Source organism: Microbacterium sp. MM2322 (assembly GCF_964186585.1).
Classification (GTDB): Bacteria; Actinomycetota; Actinomycetes; order Actinomycetales; family Microbacteriaceae; genus Microbacterium.
The window spans coordinates 1728744-1745503 of record NZ_OZ075067.1 but is presented as its reverse complement, the minus strand read 5'-3'; the positions used below and the strand labels follow the sequence as shown (position 1 = coordinate 1745503).

Annotated in this window: 15 protein-coding genes and 1 tRNA gene; 7 read left to right on the top strand and 9 right to left on the bottom strand. The window is 68.9% G+C overall.

Translation table 11 applies throughout. The features are described from left to right. Positions 1–26: 26 nt before the first annotated feature. Both nudC and ABQ271_RS08595 read left to right on the top strand, forming a co-directional pair. The gene (nudC, locus tag ABQ271_RS08600) at positions 27–929 is read left to right on the top strand and encodes an NAD(+) diphosphatase (RefSeq protein WP_349308365.1); all 903 of its coding nucleotides are present in this window, start codon (positions 27–29) and stop codon (positions 927–929) included. Beyond that, complete coding sequence (locus ABQ271_RS08595) at positions 926–2638, top strand: ATP-dependent helicase (protein ID WP_349308364.1); 1713 nt, start codon at positions 926–928, stop codon at positions 2636–2638. The genes nudC and ABQ271_RS08595 overlap by 4 nt, the downstream gene beginning before the upstream one ends. Before the next feature lie 788 nt (positions 2639–3426). Here the strand turns inward: ABQ271_RS08595 and ABQ271_RS08590 are convergent. Next, the gene (locus ABQ271_RS08590; RefSeq protein WP_349308363.1) at positions 3427–4839 is read right to left on the bottom strand and encodes a zinc-dependent metalloprotease; all 1413 of its coding nucleotides are present in this window, start codon (positions 4837–4839) and stop codon (positions 3427–3429) included. 126 nt (positions 4840–4965) lie between these two features. On the opposite strand from ABQ271_RS08590, the gene ABQ271_RS08585 reads away from it, so the two are divergent. Beyond that, positions 4966–6090 (top strand): S16 family serine protease, encoded by a 1125-nt coding sequence (locus ABQ271_RS08585; protein ID WP_349308362.1) that lies wholly within the window; start codon positions 4966–4968, stop codon positions 6088–6090. A gap of 84 nt (positions 6091–6174) precedes the next feature. Continuing rightward, positions 6175–9096 (top strand): UPF0182 family protein, encoded by a 2922-nt coding sequence (locus ABQ271_RS08580; RefSeq protein WP_349308361.1) that lies wholly within the window; start codon positions 6175–6177, stop codon positions 9094–9096. Between the two features lie 26 nt (positions 9097–9122). On the opposite strand, the gene ABQ271_RS08575 is transcribed toward ABQ271_RS08580, so the two are convergent. Genes ABQ271_RS08575 through idi form a run of 7 tightly spaced genes read right to left on the bottom strand, consistent with a single transcriptional unit; the run spans position 9123 to position 14678 of the window. Beyond that, the gene (locus tag ABQ271_RS08575) at positions 9123–9998 is read right to left on the bottom strand and encodes a prenyltransferase (protein ID WP_349308360.1); all 876 of its coding nucleotides are present in this window, start codon (positions 9996–9998) and stop codon (positions 9123–9125) included. After that, a complete protein-coding gene (locus ABQ271_RS08570) occupies positions 9995–10303 on the bottom strand; it encodes a lycopene cyclase domain-containing protein (RefSeq protein ID WP_349308359.1) in 309 nt (102 codons plus the stop codon). Before ABQ271_RS08570 ends, ABQ271_RS08575 begins: the two co-directional genes overlap by 4 nt. Next, complete coding sequence (locus ABQ271_RS08565) at positions 10300–10635, bottom strand: lycopene cyclase domain-containing protein (protein WP_349308358.1); 336 nt, start codon at positions 10633–10635, stop codon at positions 10300–10302. The genes ABQ271_RS08570 and ABQ271_RS08565 overlap by 4 nt, the downstream gene beginning before the upstream one ends. 5 nt (positions 10636–10640) lie before the next feature. After that, the gene (crtI, locus tag ABQ271_RS08560) at positions 10641–12194 is read right to left on the bottom strand and encodes a phytoene desaturase family protein (protein ID WP_349308357.1); all 1554 of its coding nucleotides are present in this window, start codon (positions 12192–12194) and stop codon (positions 10641–10643) included. Then, positions 12191–13072, bottom strand: coding sequence for a squalene/phytoene synthase family protein (locus tag ABQ271_RS08555; protein ID WP_349308356.1), 882 nt, complete (start codon positions 13070–13072; stop codon positions 12191–12193). The genes crtI and ABQ271_RS08555 overlap by 4 nt, the downstream gene beginning before the upstream one ends. After that, entirely contained in the window at positions 13069–14133 is a 1065-nt protein-coding gene (locus tag ABQ271_RS08550) for a polyprenyl synthetase family protein (protein WP_349308355.1), read from the bottom strand. The genes ABQ271_RS08555 and ABQ271_RS08550 overlap by 4 nt, the downstream gene beginning before the upstream one ends. Continuing rightward, complete coding sequence (gene idi, locus ABQ271_RS08545; RefSeq protein ID WP_349308354.1) at positions 14130–14678, bottom strand: isopentenyl-diphosphate Delta-isomerase; 549 nt, start codon at positions 14676–14678, stop codon at positions 14130–14132. Before idi ends, ABQ271_RS08550 begins: the two co-directional genes overlap by 4 nt. 119 nt (positions 14679–14797) lie before the next feature. On the opposite strand from idi, the gene ABQ271_RS08540 reads away from it, so the two are divergent. Further along, the gene (locus tag ABQ271_RS08540; protein ID WP_349308353.1) at positions 14798–15226 is read left to right on the top strand and encodes a MarR family transcriptional regulator; all 429 of its coding nucleotides are present in this window, start codon (positions 14798–14800) and stop codon (positions 15224–15226) included. A gap of 54 nt (positions 15227–15280) precedes the next feature. Here the strand turns inward: ABQ271_RS08540 and ABQ271_RS08535 are convergent. Next, positions 15281–15354 (bottom strand) — tRNA-Met (locus ABQ271_RS08535). Positions 15355–15434: 80 nt separating this feature from the next. On the opposite strand from ABQ271_RS08535, the gene ABQ271_RS08530 reads away from it, so the two are divergent. Continuing rightward, on the top strand, positions 15435–15944 hold the full coding sequence (locus ABQ271_RS08530) for a DUF6328 family protein (RefSeq protein ID WP_349308352.1): 510 nt from the start codon (positions 15435–15437) through the stop codon (positions 15942–15944). Next, entirely contained in the window at positions 15941–16750 is an 810-nt protein-coding gene (locus ABQ271_RS08525; protein WP_349308351.1) for a carbon-nitrogen hydrolase family protein, read from the top strand. The genes ABQ271_RS08530 and ABQ271_RS08525 overlap by 4 nt, the downstream gene beginning before the upstream one ends. Positions 16751–16760: the final 10 nt, after the last annotated feature.

The following is a 16760-nucleotide window of genomic DNA, read 5'->3' as shown; positions in this document are numbered from 1 at the left end:
CGCCACGCCCGCAAGAGAGGTCCTCGATGACGACGAAGGACGTCCCGCCGCCACTGGCTCGCGCGGTCATCGACCGCGCAGCCGAAGAGCGGCTCGACGAAGGTCTGCTCACCCGCATCCGTGCCGACCGTGACACGCGCGTGCTGCTGCTGCACGGCGATCGCGCGCCGCTCGACGAGCAGCCGGCGGTGCGCTGGCTCGCTCCCGACCAGATCCCCGAGAACGCCGTGTGGGCATTTCTCGGTCGCGACGCCGAGCGCCGCGCCGTCGCGGTCGCCGCGCTCTCGGCGAAGTCCGACGAGCCGGTCGTGGATGCCGCCGGATGGGGAAGCCTCCGGGTCGTCGGCGGCGGCTTCGATCCCGACGAAGCCGGGCGCTTCGTCCAGGGCCTCAGCCTCGGCAGGTGGCTGCTCGACGCGCCGTTCTGCTCTGCGTGCGGTGGGGCGACCGACATCCAGCAGGCCGGGTGGTCGCGGCGATGCGTCGTGTGCGGTCGCCAGCACTTCCCGCGAACCGATCCGGCCGTGATCGTGGCGGTGGCCAGCGCCGACGGCGAACGCCTGCTGCTCGGCCGGAACGCCGCATGGGGCGACATCCCCACGTACTCGACCTTCGCCGGATTCGTCGAGGCGGGCGAGTCGCTCGAGACGACGGTCGAGCGTGAGGTCGCCGAGGAAGCGGGGGTTCGGCTCGACCGGATCGTGTACCGCGGTTCGCAGGCCTGGCCCTACCCGCGCTCGCTCATGCTCGGCTTCACCGCCTCCGCGATCTCCGACGACGAGGCGCGCGCCGACGGCGAGGAGATCCTGGACGTCCGCTGGTTCACGCGAGACGAGATCCGCGATGCGCTGGCCGGGCGCGGCGAGATCCGCCTGCCGGGTCCCGCTTCCATCGCGCGCAGTCTGATCGTTCGTTGGGTGGGGGAGTGAGCACGGACCCGCTCGCCGATCTCGACGACCGCCAACGCGAGGCGGCGAGCACGCTCCGCGGGCACGTGTGCGTGCTCGCGGGAGCGGGAACCGGCAAGACCCGCGTCATCACTCACCGGATCGCCCACGGTGTCGACACCGGCGCCTACTCGCCGCAGCGCGTCATGGCCGTCACCTTCACGACGAAGGCCGCGGGCGAACTCCGCGGCAGGCTCCGTGCCCTCGGCGTCGAGGGGGTCGCCGCACGCACGTTCCATGCGGCCGCCCTCGCCCAGCTCAACTTCTTCTGGCCGCAGGTCGCCCGCGACACGGCGCCCGCGATCGTCGACAGCAAGGTGAGGCTCCTCTCCCACGCGGCCGACGGGATCGGTCTGCGGTTGGATGCGTCCACGCTCCGCGACGTCGCGTCGCAGATCGAATGGCGCAAGGTGACGATGCGGTCGATCGAGGAGTACGCGCAGGTGCGTCCGACCGGCCTCCCCGGCCTGTCGATCGATCCCCTGGTGGGTCTGCAGCGCGCCTACGAGAAGCTGAAGGATGAGCGCCGGCAGCTCGACTTCGAAGACGTGCTTCTCGCCTGCGCCGGGATGATCGAGTCCGAGCCGCGCGTTGCCGCCGCGGTGCACGAGCAGTATCGCCACTTCACGGTCGATGAATATCAGGATGTCTCGCCCGTCCAACATCGGCTTCTCGAACTCTGGCTCGGCGACCGCCGTGATCTGTGCGTCGTGGGCGACGCGAGCCAGACGATCTACTCCTTCGCCGGAGCCGACCCGCGCTACCTTCTGGAATTCGCCGACCGCGACGATGATGTGACCGTCGTCCGCCTGGAGCGCAATTACCGATCGGATGCCGCGGTCCTCGCCGTCGCGAACGAGCTCATGCGGGGGCGTCCGGGGGCGCTCCAGCTCGTGACGCCGACTCCCGCAGGCCCCGCCCCCGAGGTCACGTCCTACGAGGACGACGGAGCCGAGGCGGACGGTGTGGCCGCTCGAATAGCGGCGCAGCTCAAGGACGGTGCCGATCCGCACGACATCGCCGTGCTCTACCGGCTGAATGCGCAGTCCGCGCCGCTCCTCGCGGCTCTCTCGGCCCGCGGCATCCCGGCCACGGTCTTGGGAGGCAAACGGTTCTGGGATCTTCCCGAGGTGCGTCAGGCGCTGCTCGCGCTCCGTGGGGCCGCCGTTGCGCCGCTGTCGGGGTCGTTCATCGCGACGGTGCGGGACATCCTGCGTTCGCTGGGACTCACGGAGGAGGCGCCTCCCGCCGGCGGTGCGCTGCGTGATGCGTGGGAGGCGCGGGCTGCCGTCCTCCGCCTCGCTGAGGAAGCCCCCGAGGGCACCACACTCCGTGCCTTCACCGACGAGTTGACGACCCGCGCCAAAGCACAGCACGAGCCGGCCCGGCGCACCGTGACCCTTGCGACACTCCACGCGGCCAAGGGTCTGGAATGGGCGCACGTGCATCTGATGGGACTCAGCGAAGGACTGCTGCCGATCTCCTACGCGACGACGTTCGAGCAGATCGACGAGGAACGTCGCCTTGCGTACGTCGGCGTCACGCGGGCCGCGCGAACGCTGTCACTGTCGTGGGCTCAGCGCTCCGGGAACCGGGAGCGTCAGCGCTCCAGATTCCTTCAGGAGATCGGCAGAAGCACGCTGCGTGAGGGCGATGCTCGCGGTCCTCGCGCTGCCCGTCCGCGGCGCTGAGGACGACAGAGCGTCCGACGTCGCTCGTGCGCAGCATCCGTGCGGCGAGCGTCGCTGCCTCCACCAGCAGGAGCGGGTCGGTGGAGACCGCGGGCCGCGCCAGGAGCTGCGCCGCCACCAGCGGCCAGTCGGGATCGCGGTCTCGCCTCTCGGCGTGAACGCACGCGATGCACGGGGTCTCCCCGGGCATGACGAGGGGTCCCGCCACGACCCGGTCGCCCGACAGCTCGATCGGCAGGTGGGGGACGTCGTCGGCGGTCAGCCGTGCGGCACGGTGCGGATCCACCAGGCGTGACGCCACGAGGATGATCGGGACGGATGCGGGCGGCAACGCCCAGCGGGCGGTGTCGACGACGTGGAGCCCGGCGGCCCGCATCCCCGAGAGGAGTGTGTTCTCGTCCTCCTGGCTGAGGTCCGACGGGAGCTCGACCCGAACGGGCGGAGGAGGCGCAGCATCCGCGACGAGCGCGCCCGCGATCCGGCGCAGGAAGCCGTTCGCCTCCTCCTCGGTGGCGCCGAGCTCCCGCGCGAGGGGTGCGAGGTGAGCGTCCGGAATGCCACTGACCAGGGCATCCAGCAAGCGTTCCTGCCACGGCTGCAGGCCGGTCAGCGGACGATCGTCGTCGATTCCGAGCTGAACGCTCGTCGGGGTCCGCCACAGCGGCGGATGGGAGGGGGCGAGACGCAGCATGCCGTGATTCTCACCGGGATGCTGCGTCCGCTCGCCACCTCTCCACAGCCGGCGCCGTCCCGCAGCGGTGGCCGGTGCCTGTGGAGGAGTCTCCGATTCAGACGGGGCGTGGACCCTCGGGCCCGTCCTCGCCGTCGCTCGCCGGTGCGTCCGCGTCGGACGTCCCGTCCGAGGCGGCCTCCTCATCGAGGAGAGCCGCCAGGGCGTCGTCGAACGCGTCGCGCTCGGGCTCTTCGCCCCGCTCGCTCGCTTGGAGACGAGCGACGAGGGCAGCCGGATCGTCGATGTCCTCGGCCGTCGGGATGAGGTCGGGGTAGTCCCACAGCCGGTCGCGGACCGTCGGACCCACGGCATCCGTCACCGCGCGCCACATCGCTGCGGCTTCGCGGAGCCGGCGCGGACGCAGTTCGAGCCCCACGAGAGAGGCCATGGCCTGCTCTCCGGGCCCGCCGACGGCGCGCCGGCGACGGACGGCTTCCGCGATCCGGTCGGCGGAGGGGACGCGGGCCGTCGCATCGGCGGTCACCACATCGACCCAGCCCTCGATCGTTGCGAGGAGGTTCTCGAGCCGGGTCAAGGCGGCGACCTGTGCCTCGGAACGCTGGGGGAGAAGTGCCCCGCTCTCGAGCGCCGCCTTCAGTTCTTCGGGGGCGGAGGGGTCGAACCGCGACGCGAGGTCTTCGAGCGCATCGGTGTCGACGTGGACGCCCCGGGCGAAGTCGGTCACCTGCGAGATGACGTGGAGCCGCAGCCACTTCGCGTGTCGGAATAACCGCGCGTGAGCGAGCTCGCGGGTCGCGAGCACCAGGGCGAGCTGGTCTTCTTCGATCTCGAGGTCACGGCCGAAGTCGGCGAAGTTTTGCGGCAGGATCGCGGCTTCCCCCGTCGGCATGAGCGGGATGCCGACATCGCCGCCGCTCACGACCTCGAGCGACAGGCGCCCGATCACGGCGCCCAGCTGTCCGGCGAACAGAGCGCCGCCCACACGGCGCATGAGCCTGCCCGCGCCCTGGATCGCGGAGCGCATCTCTTCGGGTGTCTGCGATTCCAGCGCGGCCATGAGCGCATCGCTGATGGAGGTCGCCACGGGCTCGGCGAGTTCCTGCCACACCGGCAGGGTTGCTTCGACCCACTGGCCGCGGGTGATCGGCTGCGGCGGCTGCGCGAGCTCCGCGATCGCGGTGACTTCGCTCAGCCAGAGCGATGCGAGAGCGAACGCCTGGTCGAACTCCGTTCGAGCGCCCGTCGTGATGCCGAGACCGTCGCGGTTGGCGATGTGCAGCGCCTGCGTCTTGGCGGCGGACCAGTCGAGACCGTCGTCGCCGTCATCGCCTGCCATGGCGGCTTGCATCTGCCGCATGATGTTCTGCATCATCGCGGGGTCGATGCCCATGGCCGACAGTTGCTGGAGCTGTTCGGGATCAATCCCGCCCTGGCCACCGAGCATCCGTCGGAGCATCTCTGCGAAATCGTCGTCGCCGGGCAGATCGTCGTCCGAGGGGTCGGTCATGTCAGGCGCCTTTCAGCAGGGGGGAGACGTCTCGAACTACGCTAGTCGCAGGTTTTCTCCGCCCGGCCCGAGCGGGAGACGTCCCGTGTACGCCGGTCGCGAACGAGCGCCGGAGGAAGGACCCTCGTGTCCCTTTTCGACGACGCGTCCGCGCAGGCGACTCCGCGCACATCGCCCCGCTCCCGGCGGTTCTCCGCGGGTGTGTGGGCCCTCGTGATCGCCCTCGTGGCTCTGCTGATCCTGAGCTTCCTTCCGACCGGTTACGTCATTCAGCGGCAGGGGCCGGTGGTCAACACGCTCGGCTCGGTCGAGAACGCGGACGGCGACGACGTGCCCCTCATCTCTGTGGCCGGTGCGAAGACCTATCCGACCAGTGGTGCTCTCGACCTCACCACGGTGCAGGTCGTCGGCAACCGAGAGCGAACCCCGTCGTGGTTCGAGCTGGCTCAGGCGTGGTTCGACGCGTCGGAGGCGGTACTTCCGATCGACACCGTCTTCCCGCTGGGCACGACGACCGAGCAGCGGAACGAGGAGAACGCCGCGCTCATGGTCGACTCCCAGAAGGAGGCGACAGCGGCGGCGCTCACGCAACTCGGGTACGACGTCGACGCCCACGTCGGCGTCGGCGCGCTCAGTGAGGATTCGCCGGCGAAGGGCATCCTCGAGGTCGGAGACGAGATCGTCTCCGCGAGCGGGTCGGCGATCCAGGACACCGAGCAGCTGCGCTCGCTCATCAACGAACGCAAGGGCGAGCCTGTCGAGTTGGTCGTCCGTCGCGACGGTGCGGAGCGCACCGTCAGCGTCACCCCGGCGCGCACCGAGTCCACGGACGGACCCGTGTGGATCATCGGGATCACGACCGCACGCGATTTCGACTTCCCGATCGACGTGAAGATCCAGCTCGACCGCATCGGGGGGCCGAGCGCCGGGCAGATGTTCGCACTCGGCATCATCGACACGCTGACCCCGGGTGAGCTCAACGGCGGCAAGCAGGTAGCCGGCACCGGCACGATCGACGCCACGGGCACGATCGGGCCGATCGGCGGCATCCGGCAGAAGCTCTACGGAGCGGTGGATGCCGGGGCCACATACTTCCTGGCGCCCGATAAGAACTGCGACGAGGTGGTCGGCCACATCCCGGGCGACCTCCGCGTAATCCCGGTATCGACCCTCGACGACTCGCTCACCGCGCTCGAGGCGATCCGGACCGGCAAGGGCGTCGACGAGCTCCCCGTCTGCACGGCTGGCTGAGCGCCGGGTCCGCGCGCCTGCGATTCCGCCCAGAGCGCACCCCGCCGCGGCCAGCCGGTAATCGGCCCCGCCTAGGATGAGGGGGTGACCTCGACACCTGCCGGACCGGCCACGTCCACCCCTCCGAATCCCGTCCGTCGCACGATCGCCATCACGGTCGGCGTACTTGTTGTGCTGGTGATCGCGTTCTTCGCGTTCGCGAGCCTGTACACCGACTGGCAGTGGTATCGGCAGCTCGGATTCGACAGCGTCCTGGTGACGCAGTGGACGGCCCGCGTGGTGATGTTCGTCATCGGGTTCGTCGCGATGGCCGCTCCGGTCTTCGCCGCCATCCAGCTCGCATATCGGCTCCGCCCGGTGTATGCGCGGCTGAGCTCGCAGCTCGATCACTACCAGGAGGTCGTCGAACCTCTCCGCCGTCTGGCGATGTGGGGCATCCCCGTCTTCTTCGGATTCTTCGCCGGCTTCGCCGCCTCGGCCCAGTGGGAGACTGCGTGGCTCTGGGGCAACGGTGTCACCACCGGTCAGAAGGACCCTCAGTTCGGTCTCGACACCGGCTTCTACCTCTTCCAGATGCCGTTCTACAGCGTCGTCCTCGGCTTCGCGTCGGCGGTGCTGCTGATCTGCCTCCTCGTGACGGCCGTCGTCGCATACCTCTACGGGTCGGTGCGCGTGGGGCAGCGGGAACTGCGCATCTCGAAGGCCGCCCGCATCCAGCTCGCCATCGTCGCCGCGCTCTACCTCGCCGTTCAGGCGGCCAGCCTGTGGCTGGACCGGTTCAAGACCCTCACCACCCAGGGCGACCGGTTCACCGGCGTGAGCTACGTCGACGACAACGCCGTGATTCCTGGGCTCTCCATCCTCGCCGCCGCCGCGGCGATCGTCGCCCTGCTCTTCGTCGTCACCGCGATCATCGGCCGTTGGCGATTCCCGCTCATCGGTACCGCGCTCCTCATCGTGTCCTCGCTCGTCGTGGGCGTCGCCTACCCGTGGGCCGTCACGCAGTTCCAGGTCGTCCCCAACCTCGAGACCTATGAGGCGCCGTACGTCGAGAAGAACCTCGCTGCGACGAAGTTCGCCTACGGGATCAACGGCCTCGAGAAGACCGACTACGAGGCGGTCACGACCGCCGAAGAGGGTCAGCTCCGCGCCGATGCCGACACCACGGCATCCCTGCGCATCATGGACCCGGCGATCATCGGGCCGACCGTGCGTCAGCTCGAGCAGTACCGCTCGTACTACCGGTTCACCGATCCGCTCGACGTCGACCGTTACACGATCGACGGCAAGACGCAGGATGCGGTTGTCTCGGTGCGCGAGCTGAACCTGGAGCAGCTGGGCACCGCGCAGACCTGGTACAACAACACCCTCGTCTACACGCACGGCTACGGAGTCGTCGCCGCCAAGGGCAATGAGCGCACGGATGACGGCAACCCCGTCTTCCTGGAGCGCGGCATCCCGACGTCGGGAGACCTCACGAGTAACGAGAAGTACGAGCCGAGGATCTACTTCGGCGAGTCCTCCCCGCCGTACTCCATCGTGGGTGCCCCCGAGAACAGCGACCCGGTGGAGCTCGATTACCCTCGCGGCGAGGACGGGGCCGACCAGACCCGGACGACGTTCACGGGCAACGGTGGGCCCAATATCGGTGACCCGTTCAACCGGCTGCTCTACGCCCTCAAGTTCCAGTCGACGGACATCCTCTTCTCGGATGGCATCAACGACAAGTCTCAGATCCTCTACGACCGGAACCCCCGTGATCGTGTGCAGAAGGTGGCTCCCTACCTCGAGCTCGACAGCGATCCTTACCCGAGCGTCGTGGACGGTCGCGTCGTGTGGATCATCGACGGCTACACGCTGAGCAACAACTACCCGTACTCGTCGATCGTGAGCCTTCGCGACGCGATCTCGGACACCACGAATACCCAGCCCCGCGTGGCGCTCGACGACATCAACTACATCCGAAACTCGGTCAAGGCGACCGTCGACGCCTACGACGGCTCGGTCAAGCTGTATGCGTGGGACGACCAGGATCCGATGCTGAAGGCCTGGCAGAACATCTATCCGTCCACGCTCGAGCCGATCAGCAAGATGTCCGGCGATCTGATGAGCCATGTCCGGTACCCGACCGACCTCTTCAAGGTGCAGCGAGCGATGCTGGGGACCTATCACGTCGACGACGCACAGTCCTTCATCCGCCGCGACAACGCTTGGCGCACCCCGCAGGATCCGGTGACGAACAAGAACCTGCAGCCGCCGTACTACCTGACGATGCAGATGCCGGGGCAGGAGTCGCCCGCGTTCTCGATGTTCACCTCGTTCATCCCCGCCGCCGAAGGCGACGCCGAGCGGAACGTGCTCCTCGGCTATCTCGCCGTCGACTCCAACGCCGGTGCGGAAGGCGGCAAGAAGGCGGCGGACTACGGCAAGCTCCGGATGCTGGAGATCGGTGCAGACGTGTCCGTGCCAGGGCCAGGCCAGGTGCAGAACGACTTCCGCTCGAACAACACGGTCGCCCGCGAGATCAACCTGCTGCAACAGGGCCAATCTGACGTCCTCAATGGCAACCTCCTCACCCTGCCGGTGGGCGGCGGACTGCTCTATGTGCAGCCGGTCTTCGTCCAGGCATCGAGCGGAACGCAGCTCCCGCAGCTGCGCAAGATCCTGGTCGCGTTCGGCAAGGAGGTGGCCTTCGAGGACACTCTGCAAGAGGCGCTCGACGTCCTCTTCGACGGCGACTCGGGCGCCACAACGGGCGATGAGGGAACCAACCCCACCCCGGGTCCCTCCGCGACACCCACTCCCGGGGCGACCGAGGGTGCGGGCGGCGGGACGCCGGGCACGCCCGGGACCGGAGACGAGACCGCTCGACTGCTCGCCGAAGCCCGTCAGGTCATGATGGCGCGCGACGCTGCCATGCAGAAGGGCGACTGGGCCACCTACGGCGAGCAGGACGAGAAGCTCACCAACATCATCGACCGTCTCATCCAGCTCGACGGCGAATGATCTTCACCTGATCTGGTGGGGGCCGTTCACGACAGGAACAGCCCCCACCAGATCAAGAGCAGCGTGACGACGAACCCTGCGAACTGGTTGAGCCACAGGAAACGGTCCCAGCCGCGGGTGGCGGTGGCGGCATCCGCGTCGCTGACCGAGCGGTAGGGCCAGACCGTCGCGAGGTAGGGCAGGACGACGATCGCCGCAAGCGGTCCCGGCCACGTCGTGGCGAGCGTTGCCACCCCGGATGCCGCGTAGGCGACGAGCGAGAAGCGGACGGTCCATGCGGCTCCGCGCGCTGTCGCGATGGACGAGATCCCCGCCTCGCGGTCCGCGACGACGTCCTGCACCGCGCCGAAGGCGTGCGAGGCGACGCCCCAGAGCGCGAACGCCAGGATGATCAGAACGAGCTGCGGCGTCCACGTCGCGCCGGTCAGCACGAGCGCGTACACCGCGGGGGAGAAGAAGTGGATGCTGCTCGTGACCGAGTCGGCGAAGGGGCGCTCTTTGAACCTCAGCGGCGGCGCGCTGTAGAAGACGACGGCGAGGAGGCTCAGGGCGAGGACGAACCACGACGCCGGCGGGCCGACGATCACGAGGAAGACCACGAACGGCGCGCACAGCACGCCGGAGGCCCACAGGGTCGGTGCGTGCATCCTCTTGTCGAGGATCGCGCCGTGTGCGCCGCCCTTCCGGGGGTTCCGGAGATCCGACTCGTAGTCGAAGACGTCGTTGATCCCGTACATCGCGACGTTGTAGGGGATGAGGAAGAAGATCGTCCCGACGATGAGCGTCAGGTCGATCTCGCGGGTGCTCAGCAGGTAGGCCGCCGCGAACGGGTAGGCCGTGTTGATCCAACTCACCGGCCGCGACGACACGAAGAGTTGGCGGGCGAATCGCAACGGCATCATGACGCGGCCCTCCGCTCCGGCAGGAGCGCGGCGATCGACGGCAGCAGGAACGCGATGCAGACCGGGTAGGCGAAGTCCTCGACCGGCGCGAGGCCGATCCGGATGCCGCTGATGTGCTCGTCGGGGTAGGTGAAGAGGTCGGCGGCGATCATCGCGTTGTCGAACACGGCCGTCAGAAGGATGAGGACCGCGGCGGTCCAGAGCGAGGCGACGAGGCGCTCACGGCGGCCAGGCCGTCGAGCCGCTAGGAGAGTCACGACGACGGTGACGAGGATGAAGGGGATGAGGATCAGCGGATACGTCATGCCGCCTCCCGTCCTCGACGCCGGCGGTGGCGCAGGCGCAGCGCGATGGCGTGGACGACAAGGCAGAGGTGGCAGAGGAACGCGAGGAAGACGGGTTCTTCGAGCGGGAGATGCGGCGCGAGATCGATGCCGAGCAGCAACGGGCTGTCGCCGCGCACGAAGACACCCGACGCGATCCCCACGAGGTCCCAGACGAGGAGGAACGCCGTCCCGCAGGCGATCAGCAGCAGGGTGCGCCCGGGCGCGACGGCGAGGGCGAGGCGATGCCTCACGTCGATCAGGATGATGCCCAGCGCCGAGATGATGAGGGCGCCCAGGTAGAGCCCCGGCACCTCCGTCAGCGCTCCGACGCGAGGGGCGCGGGCAACCGTCCGGTCGAGATGTCGCCGTCGAGGAGCTTCACGACGAGCTCGGCGGAGATCAGACACATGGGCAGACCGACGCCGGGGAGAACCGTCTGTCCGGCGTAGAGCAGGTTGTCGACCTTGGAGCGGAGCCCGGGGCGGAACATCGCGGACTGCCCGAGGGTGTGCGCGAGGCCCAGGGCGCCGCCGCGGAACGAGCCGAAGTCCGCCGCGAAATCTCCGGGGGAGATGGTCCGCCGCACCCGCACCCGATCCGCCAGGTCGTCGACACCCGTCCAGGAAGCGATCTGCGCGATGACGGCGTCCGCCGCGGCTTCGATCGCCGCGTCGCCGGCGCCGTCCACGCCGCCTCGACCGAGACCCGGGTCAGCAGGCATCGGGACGAGCACGAAGAGGTTCTCGTGACCCGCGGGGGCGACGTCGTCATCGGTGGCGCTGGGGCGGCACACGTAGAGCGATGCCGGGTCGGGCAGGGTGCCCGCGCCGTCCTCGCCGAAGATGGCGTCGAAGTTCGCCTTCCAGTCCTTGGTGAAGAGGAGGGTGTGGTGTTCGAGCTCCGGGAGCTCGCCCTCCACGCCGAGGAGGATGAGGAGCGCGCCGAAGGAGGGCACGCGCTTGTCCCACCAGGCATCCGTGCGAGAGCGCAGCTCCGGTTCGAGCAGGACGGTCTCGGTGTGGTGCATGTCGGCCGTCGAGATGACGTGGTCGGCCTCGATCCGGGTGCCGTCGGCGAGACGGATGCCGGTGGCCGTGCCGCCGACGGTGATGATCCGCTCGACGCGGCTGCCGGTGCGGATGACGGCGCCGCGTTCTTCGGCGAGCCGGGCGATCGCGCGGATGACCTGCACCAACCCGCCCCGCGGGTACAGGACGCCGTCGTCGAGGTCGAGGTGGCTCATGAGGTGGTACAGGCTCGGAGCGTCGTACGGCGAGCCGCCGAGGAACACGGCGGGGTATCCGAGGACCTGCTGCAGAACCGGGTCGGAGAACTGCTTCTCGACGTGGGTGGAGAGCGGGCGGAGCAGCAGCGGGAGGAGCGTGCCGAGCTTGCGGATGACGTCGGGGTGAGCGAGGCCCTTGAGCGAGACGTAGGGGTCGTACAGGAAGCGCGACACGGCGAGGTCGTAGATCTCGCCGGCTGAGTCGAGATAGGTCGCGAGCTTCGACCCGGCGCCGGGTTCGCGGGCCTCGAATGCCGCGACGGCGGCATCCCGTCCGGAAACGACATCGAACGGCTCTGCCTCGCCCTCGTGGTAGACGCGGTACGCGGGGTCGAGGCGCACGAGATCGAGCTGCTCGCGTGACGTGGTCCCCAGCAGCTCGAAGAAGTGATCGAACACCTCGGGCATGAGGTACCAGCTCGGGCCGGTGTCGAAACGGAAGCCGTCCTTCTCCCAGCTCCCGGCTCGCCCGCCGACGTCGTCCAGCGCTTCGAAGACGGTCACCTCGTCGCCTCGGTCGGCGAGGAGGGCGGCTGTGGCGAGACCGGTGATGCCGCCCCCGATGATCGCGATGCGACGGGTCATGCGGGGGTCCTCCGGGAGGGTCGGGTTCGGGTGGGGAGCAGGGTGCGGTGGGCCACGGCGGCGCGGACGGCGATCGCCGCCTTCACCGGATTCGGGACGCGGACCCGGGCATCGACGTCGTCGGCGCGGTGAAGACGATCCGCGAGTGATGCGAAGAGCCCGTGGGCCGTCGCGACGGCGACGCGGCAGTCTGCGGGGAGGAGCGGGATGGTGGCGGCAGCGGCATCGAGATCTGCGTCGATGCGGGAGAGGACCTGGTCGCGCCGCTCGACGGCTCCGGTGACGCCGAGGTAGTCCCGCCCCAGTCGTCCGGCGTCGTCGGCGTGATCGCGAAGGAAGTTGATGTCTTGGAAGGCAGCCCCCAGACGGCGGGCACCTGACACGAGCGCCGGATCCGGATCGCGCGGCGAGGATGAGCCCGCGTTCACGAAGACCTGCAGGCACATGAGGCCGACGACCTCCGCCGAGCCGTACACGTAGTCGTCGTGCGAGGCGTCGTCATGCTCGGCGGTGTCGAGATCGGTCCGCATGGAGGCGAAGAACGGTTCGATGTGTGCGCGTGCGATCCCGCATTCGCGAGCCGTCCGCGCGAACGCGTGCACGATGAGGTTCGCGCTGAAGCCTCGCGCGATCGCAGCGTAGGTGTCGGACTCGAGTGCGTCCAAGATGGTTCGCTGCTCGTTGATGGGGACCCCCGCCGCTTCCGCGGCGCCGTCGACGATCTCGTCGGCGACGCGTACGAGGGCGTAGACATTCCGCACGTGCGTTCGCACACGCGGTCCGAGGAGGGTCGTGGCGAGGCCGAACGACGTCGAGTAGGCGCGGATGACGGATGCCGCGGCGGCCGCCGCGGTCTCGTCGTACAGCGTGTCGCTCATCGAGGGATGCGCTCTTCCACGGCGGAAGCGAGCGACGCGAGGAGGACCACGGCGTCGCGCGGGAGCGCAGCGTCAGCCGCGTGGCCGCGAGCGGAGCGGAGCGTCTCGGTGATCAGTTCGACTGCGCGTTCGCGGGCGCCGCTGGCAGCGAGCTCGCGCTGCGCATGGGCGATCGCGATCGGTCCGGTCGGAGCCATGGCGAGAGCCGATGCGATTCGCGGCCATGCCTCGGTCTCGGCGGCCATGGCGATGAGCGGGGTCCGCTTGGATGCGCGCAGGTCGGCGCCCGGCTCGCGACCGGCCTCGGCGCGAGAGCCGAAGGTGCCGATGAGGTCGTCGGCCAGCTGGAAGGCGACGCCGATGGCCGAGCCCGCCGATTCGAGTGCGGCGCGCTCTTCCTCGCTCGCTCCCGCCAGAAGGGCGCCTGCGGCGAGAGGCGCCTGGAACGAGTAGAAGGCGGTCTTGTCGCGTGCCGTTCGGATCAGGGAGTCCGTCGGCGGGAGGTCCGCGCCGATCGACTGCTCCACATCGGCGAGCTCACCGGCAGCAGAGACGAGAACGGCGTCGTCGAGGAGGACGAACAGGGCGGCGCGCTGCGCGTCCGTCACGGGGGCAGTCGCGATGAGTCGTGTGGCCTCGAACAGGAGCAGGTCGCCGGCCAGGACGGCGGCAGCCGCGCCGAGGAGGTTCGCGTCGCCCTGGTCGCCCCCGCGTGCGAGTGCGCGTTCTCGGAACCGACCGACGACATTGGGGATGCCGCGACGCTCGACGTCGCCGTCGATCAGGTCATCGTGGACGACGAAGGCGGCGTGAAGGAGCTCGAATGCCGCCGCCACGCGCCACAGGCCAGGGGAGCGGCCGATGTCGCCGCCGAAGGCCTCGAAGGCCGCGACGACGAGGGCGGGGCGCAGACGCTTACCGCCTGTCGCGGACGCGGCGGTGGCTTCGCCGAGCGCGGCAGATGCCTCGCCGAGTGCTGCGGAGCGGATGCGGAGGCGGTCGAGTGCCACCTCGAGTGCGTCGTCGATCTCGCGACGCGCGATCGCGGACAGCGCGATCACGACGCTCTCCGGCGGGCGTGCGGGGCGACGAGGTCGAGCTGCTGGGCCTGCAGCACTAGCCACGGGCTGAACGCCCACGGCGTCGAGCGGATCGAGGCGTCGAGGTCGGCTGCGTCCACCCAACGCGCCTCCGCCACCTCATCCGGGTTCAATCGGGGTTCCTCGTCGGTGTAGGCGACGTACACGGGGCAGATCTCGTTCTCGACGATCCCCGACGCGTCGACGGCGCGGTAACGGAAGTGCGGAAGTGCAAGGGTGACGTCGCGGACGGTGAGTCCGACTTCGTGGCCTGCGCGGCGGTGGACGGCATCGGGCAGCGGCTCGGACGGAGCGGGATGACCGCAGAACGAGTTCGTCCAGACACCCGGCCAGGCGGCCTTGCTCAGCGCGCGGCGTGTCACGAGGATCTGGCCGCGGTCGTTATAGACGTGGCAGGAGAATGCGAGGTGAAGCTCGGTGTCGATACCGTGGACGCTGGACTTCGGGGCTGTGCCGATCTCGCGTCCGTCATCGTCCAGCAGAACGACGTACTCGATGTCTGACACAATGCCTCCGTACTTTGCTAGATTATCTAGCAATCAATCGTCATGCTACCTATCGACCGAAGAGGTGTCCAATAGTGGCGGAGCCCTGGAATCCGAGTAGCACCCACGACGGCGTCGTGATGAGCGCTCTCGAGGCTGTCCGCGCGTTCTCGGACTCCTTGGATCGAATGTACGCGGCTATGCGCGGCGACATGGACATGAACACGACAGACCTCGGCGCGCTTCGCATGCTCATCATCCGCGAGCAGCAGGGTCAGGTCGTGAAGCCGCATGATCTGGCGACGCACCTCGCGATCTCGACGGCGTCGACGACGAAGCTCCTAGACCGTCTGACTGTGGCGGGCTTCCTCACCCGCAAGCCCCACCCGCACGATCGCCGCGCTCGCGTCGTCGCGCTGACCGACGAAGCCCGGGTGACCTTCCGCCGCCATTTCGGTGAGCGGCTCCAGCGCATGCGAGACGCCGCGACGACGTATACGGATGCGGAACTCCGCACGATCGTGCGCTTCCTCGCCGACATGGAACGCGCGATGGTGCCCGAGACGTGACCGACACAACGAAGAAGGCGTCCCCTCCGGAGAGGGAACGCCTTCTTCTTTTCGTTGCGGGGACAGGATTTGAACCTGCGACCTCTGGGTTATGAGCCCAGCGAGCTACCGAACTGCTCCACCCCGCGGCACAAGAGAAAACACTAGCACGCGTTGTCGGGGTACGCGAATCGGTGCCGGTTCGGCGGATGATCGGCAGGATGTATCCATGCGTACGCGTGACACCGACACCACCTCCGATGCGCAGCTCGACGGGCGTGACGAGACCAGCGATGAGCGTGCCGATCGCAACTGGAGCGAGGTCCTGCAGGAACTGCGCGTCCTGCAGACGGGCACGCAGATCCTCACCGGTTTCCTCCTCGCGCTGGCGTTCCAGCCCTCGTTCGTCGACCTCACGTCGTCGCAGCGTGCCGGCTACCTGACGCTTGTCGCGTTGTCCGCCCTCAGCGCGGTCGTGGCGTTGGCACCCGTGTCGGTGCACCGGATCCTGTTCGCGCGCCGCGCCAAGCCGGAGATCGTGCGCTTCGGTCACGTCTGCATGATGCTGGCGCTGGCGCTGGTGTCCACGTTGCTCGTGGGGGTGGTCGCGTTCGTGTTCGACGTCGTGCTGGGAGGTGCGGCATCCTGGGTTGCGGGCCTGTGTCTCGCCCTCGTCATCGCGGCGCTGTGGGTCGTCTTCCCGCTCGTCACTCGCCGTCGCTCGGAAAGGACCCCATGACCGGCTCTCCGATCGGTGTAGCGGTGGCGCAGTTCGCCCCGTCCGCAGATGAATCCGCGAACCTCGAGACGATCGCGGACCTGGTCGCTCGCGCGCACGGTCGTGGCGCCGGCGTCGTGCTGTTCCCGGAGTACTCCAGCTACTTCGTCGACCCCTTCGACGCCTCCCTGGCCGAACACGCCCAAGATCTCGACGGCCCCTTCGTCACTGCTCTCACCGCCCTGGCAGCGGAGTTCGACGTGCACATCGTGGCAGGGCTCGTGGAGCGTGCCGGTACCAGCGAACGCGTCCGCAACACGGTTGTGGCCGTGGATGCCGGCGGTGTCACCGCGCGCTACCGCAAGCTGCACCTCTACGACGCCTTCGGCCAGCGAGAGTCGGACTGGGTCGAGCCGGGCGCGCTCGAGGCCCCCGAGACCTTCGAGCGCGACGGCATCCGTTTCGCCCTCATGACCTGTTACGACCTGCGGTTCCCCGAGGTGTCACGCGTACTCGCGGACACCGGTGCGCACGTCATCCTCGTCGCGGCGGAATGGGTCCGAGGGCCGCTCAAAGAGGACCACTGGCGTACCCTCCTCCAGGCGCGTGCGATCGAGAACACCCTGTACGTCGCCGGCGCGGACCACCCGCCGCCACTCGGGGTCGGGCATTCCCTCGTGATCGATCCGCAGGGTGTCCCGATCGTCTCGATCGGGACGTCAACCGACGTCGCCGTGGCGTTCGTCGACGGCGCGATCGTCGACCGTGTACGGCGCGTGAACCCCGCTCTCGCGCTCCGGCGCTACACCGTGGTGGCGCGGGACTGACTGAACCGTC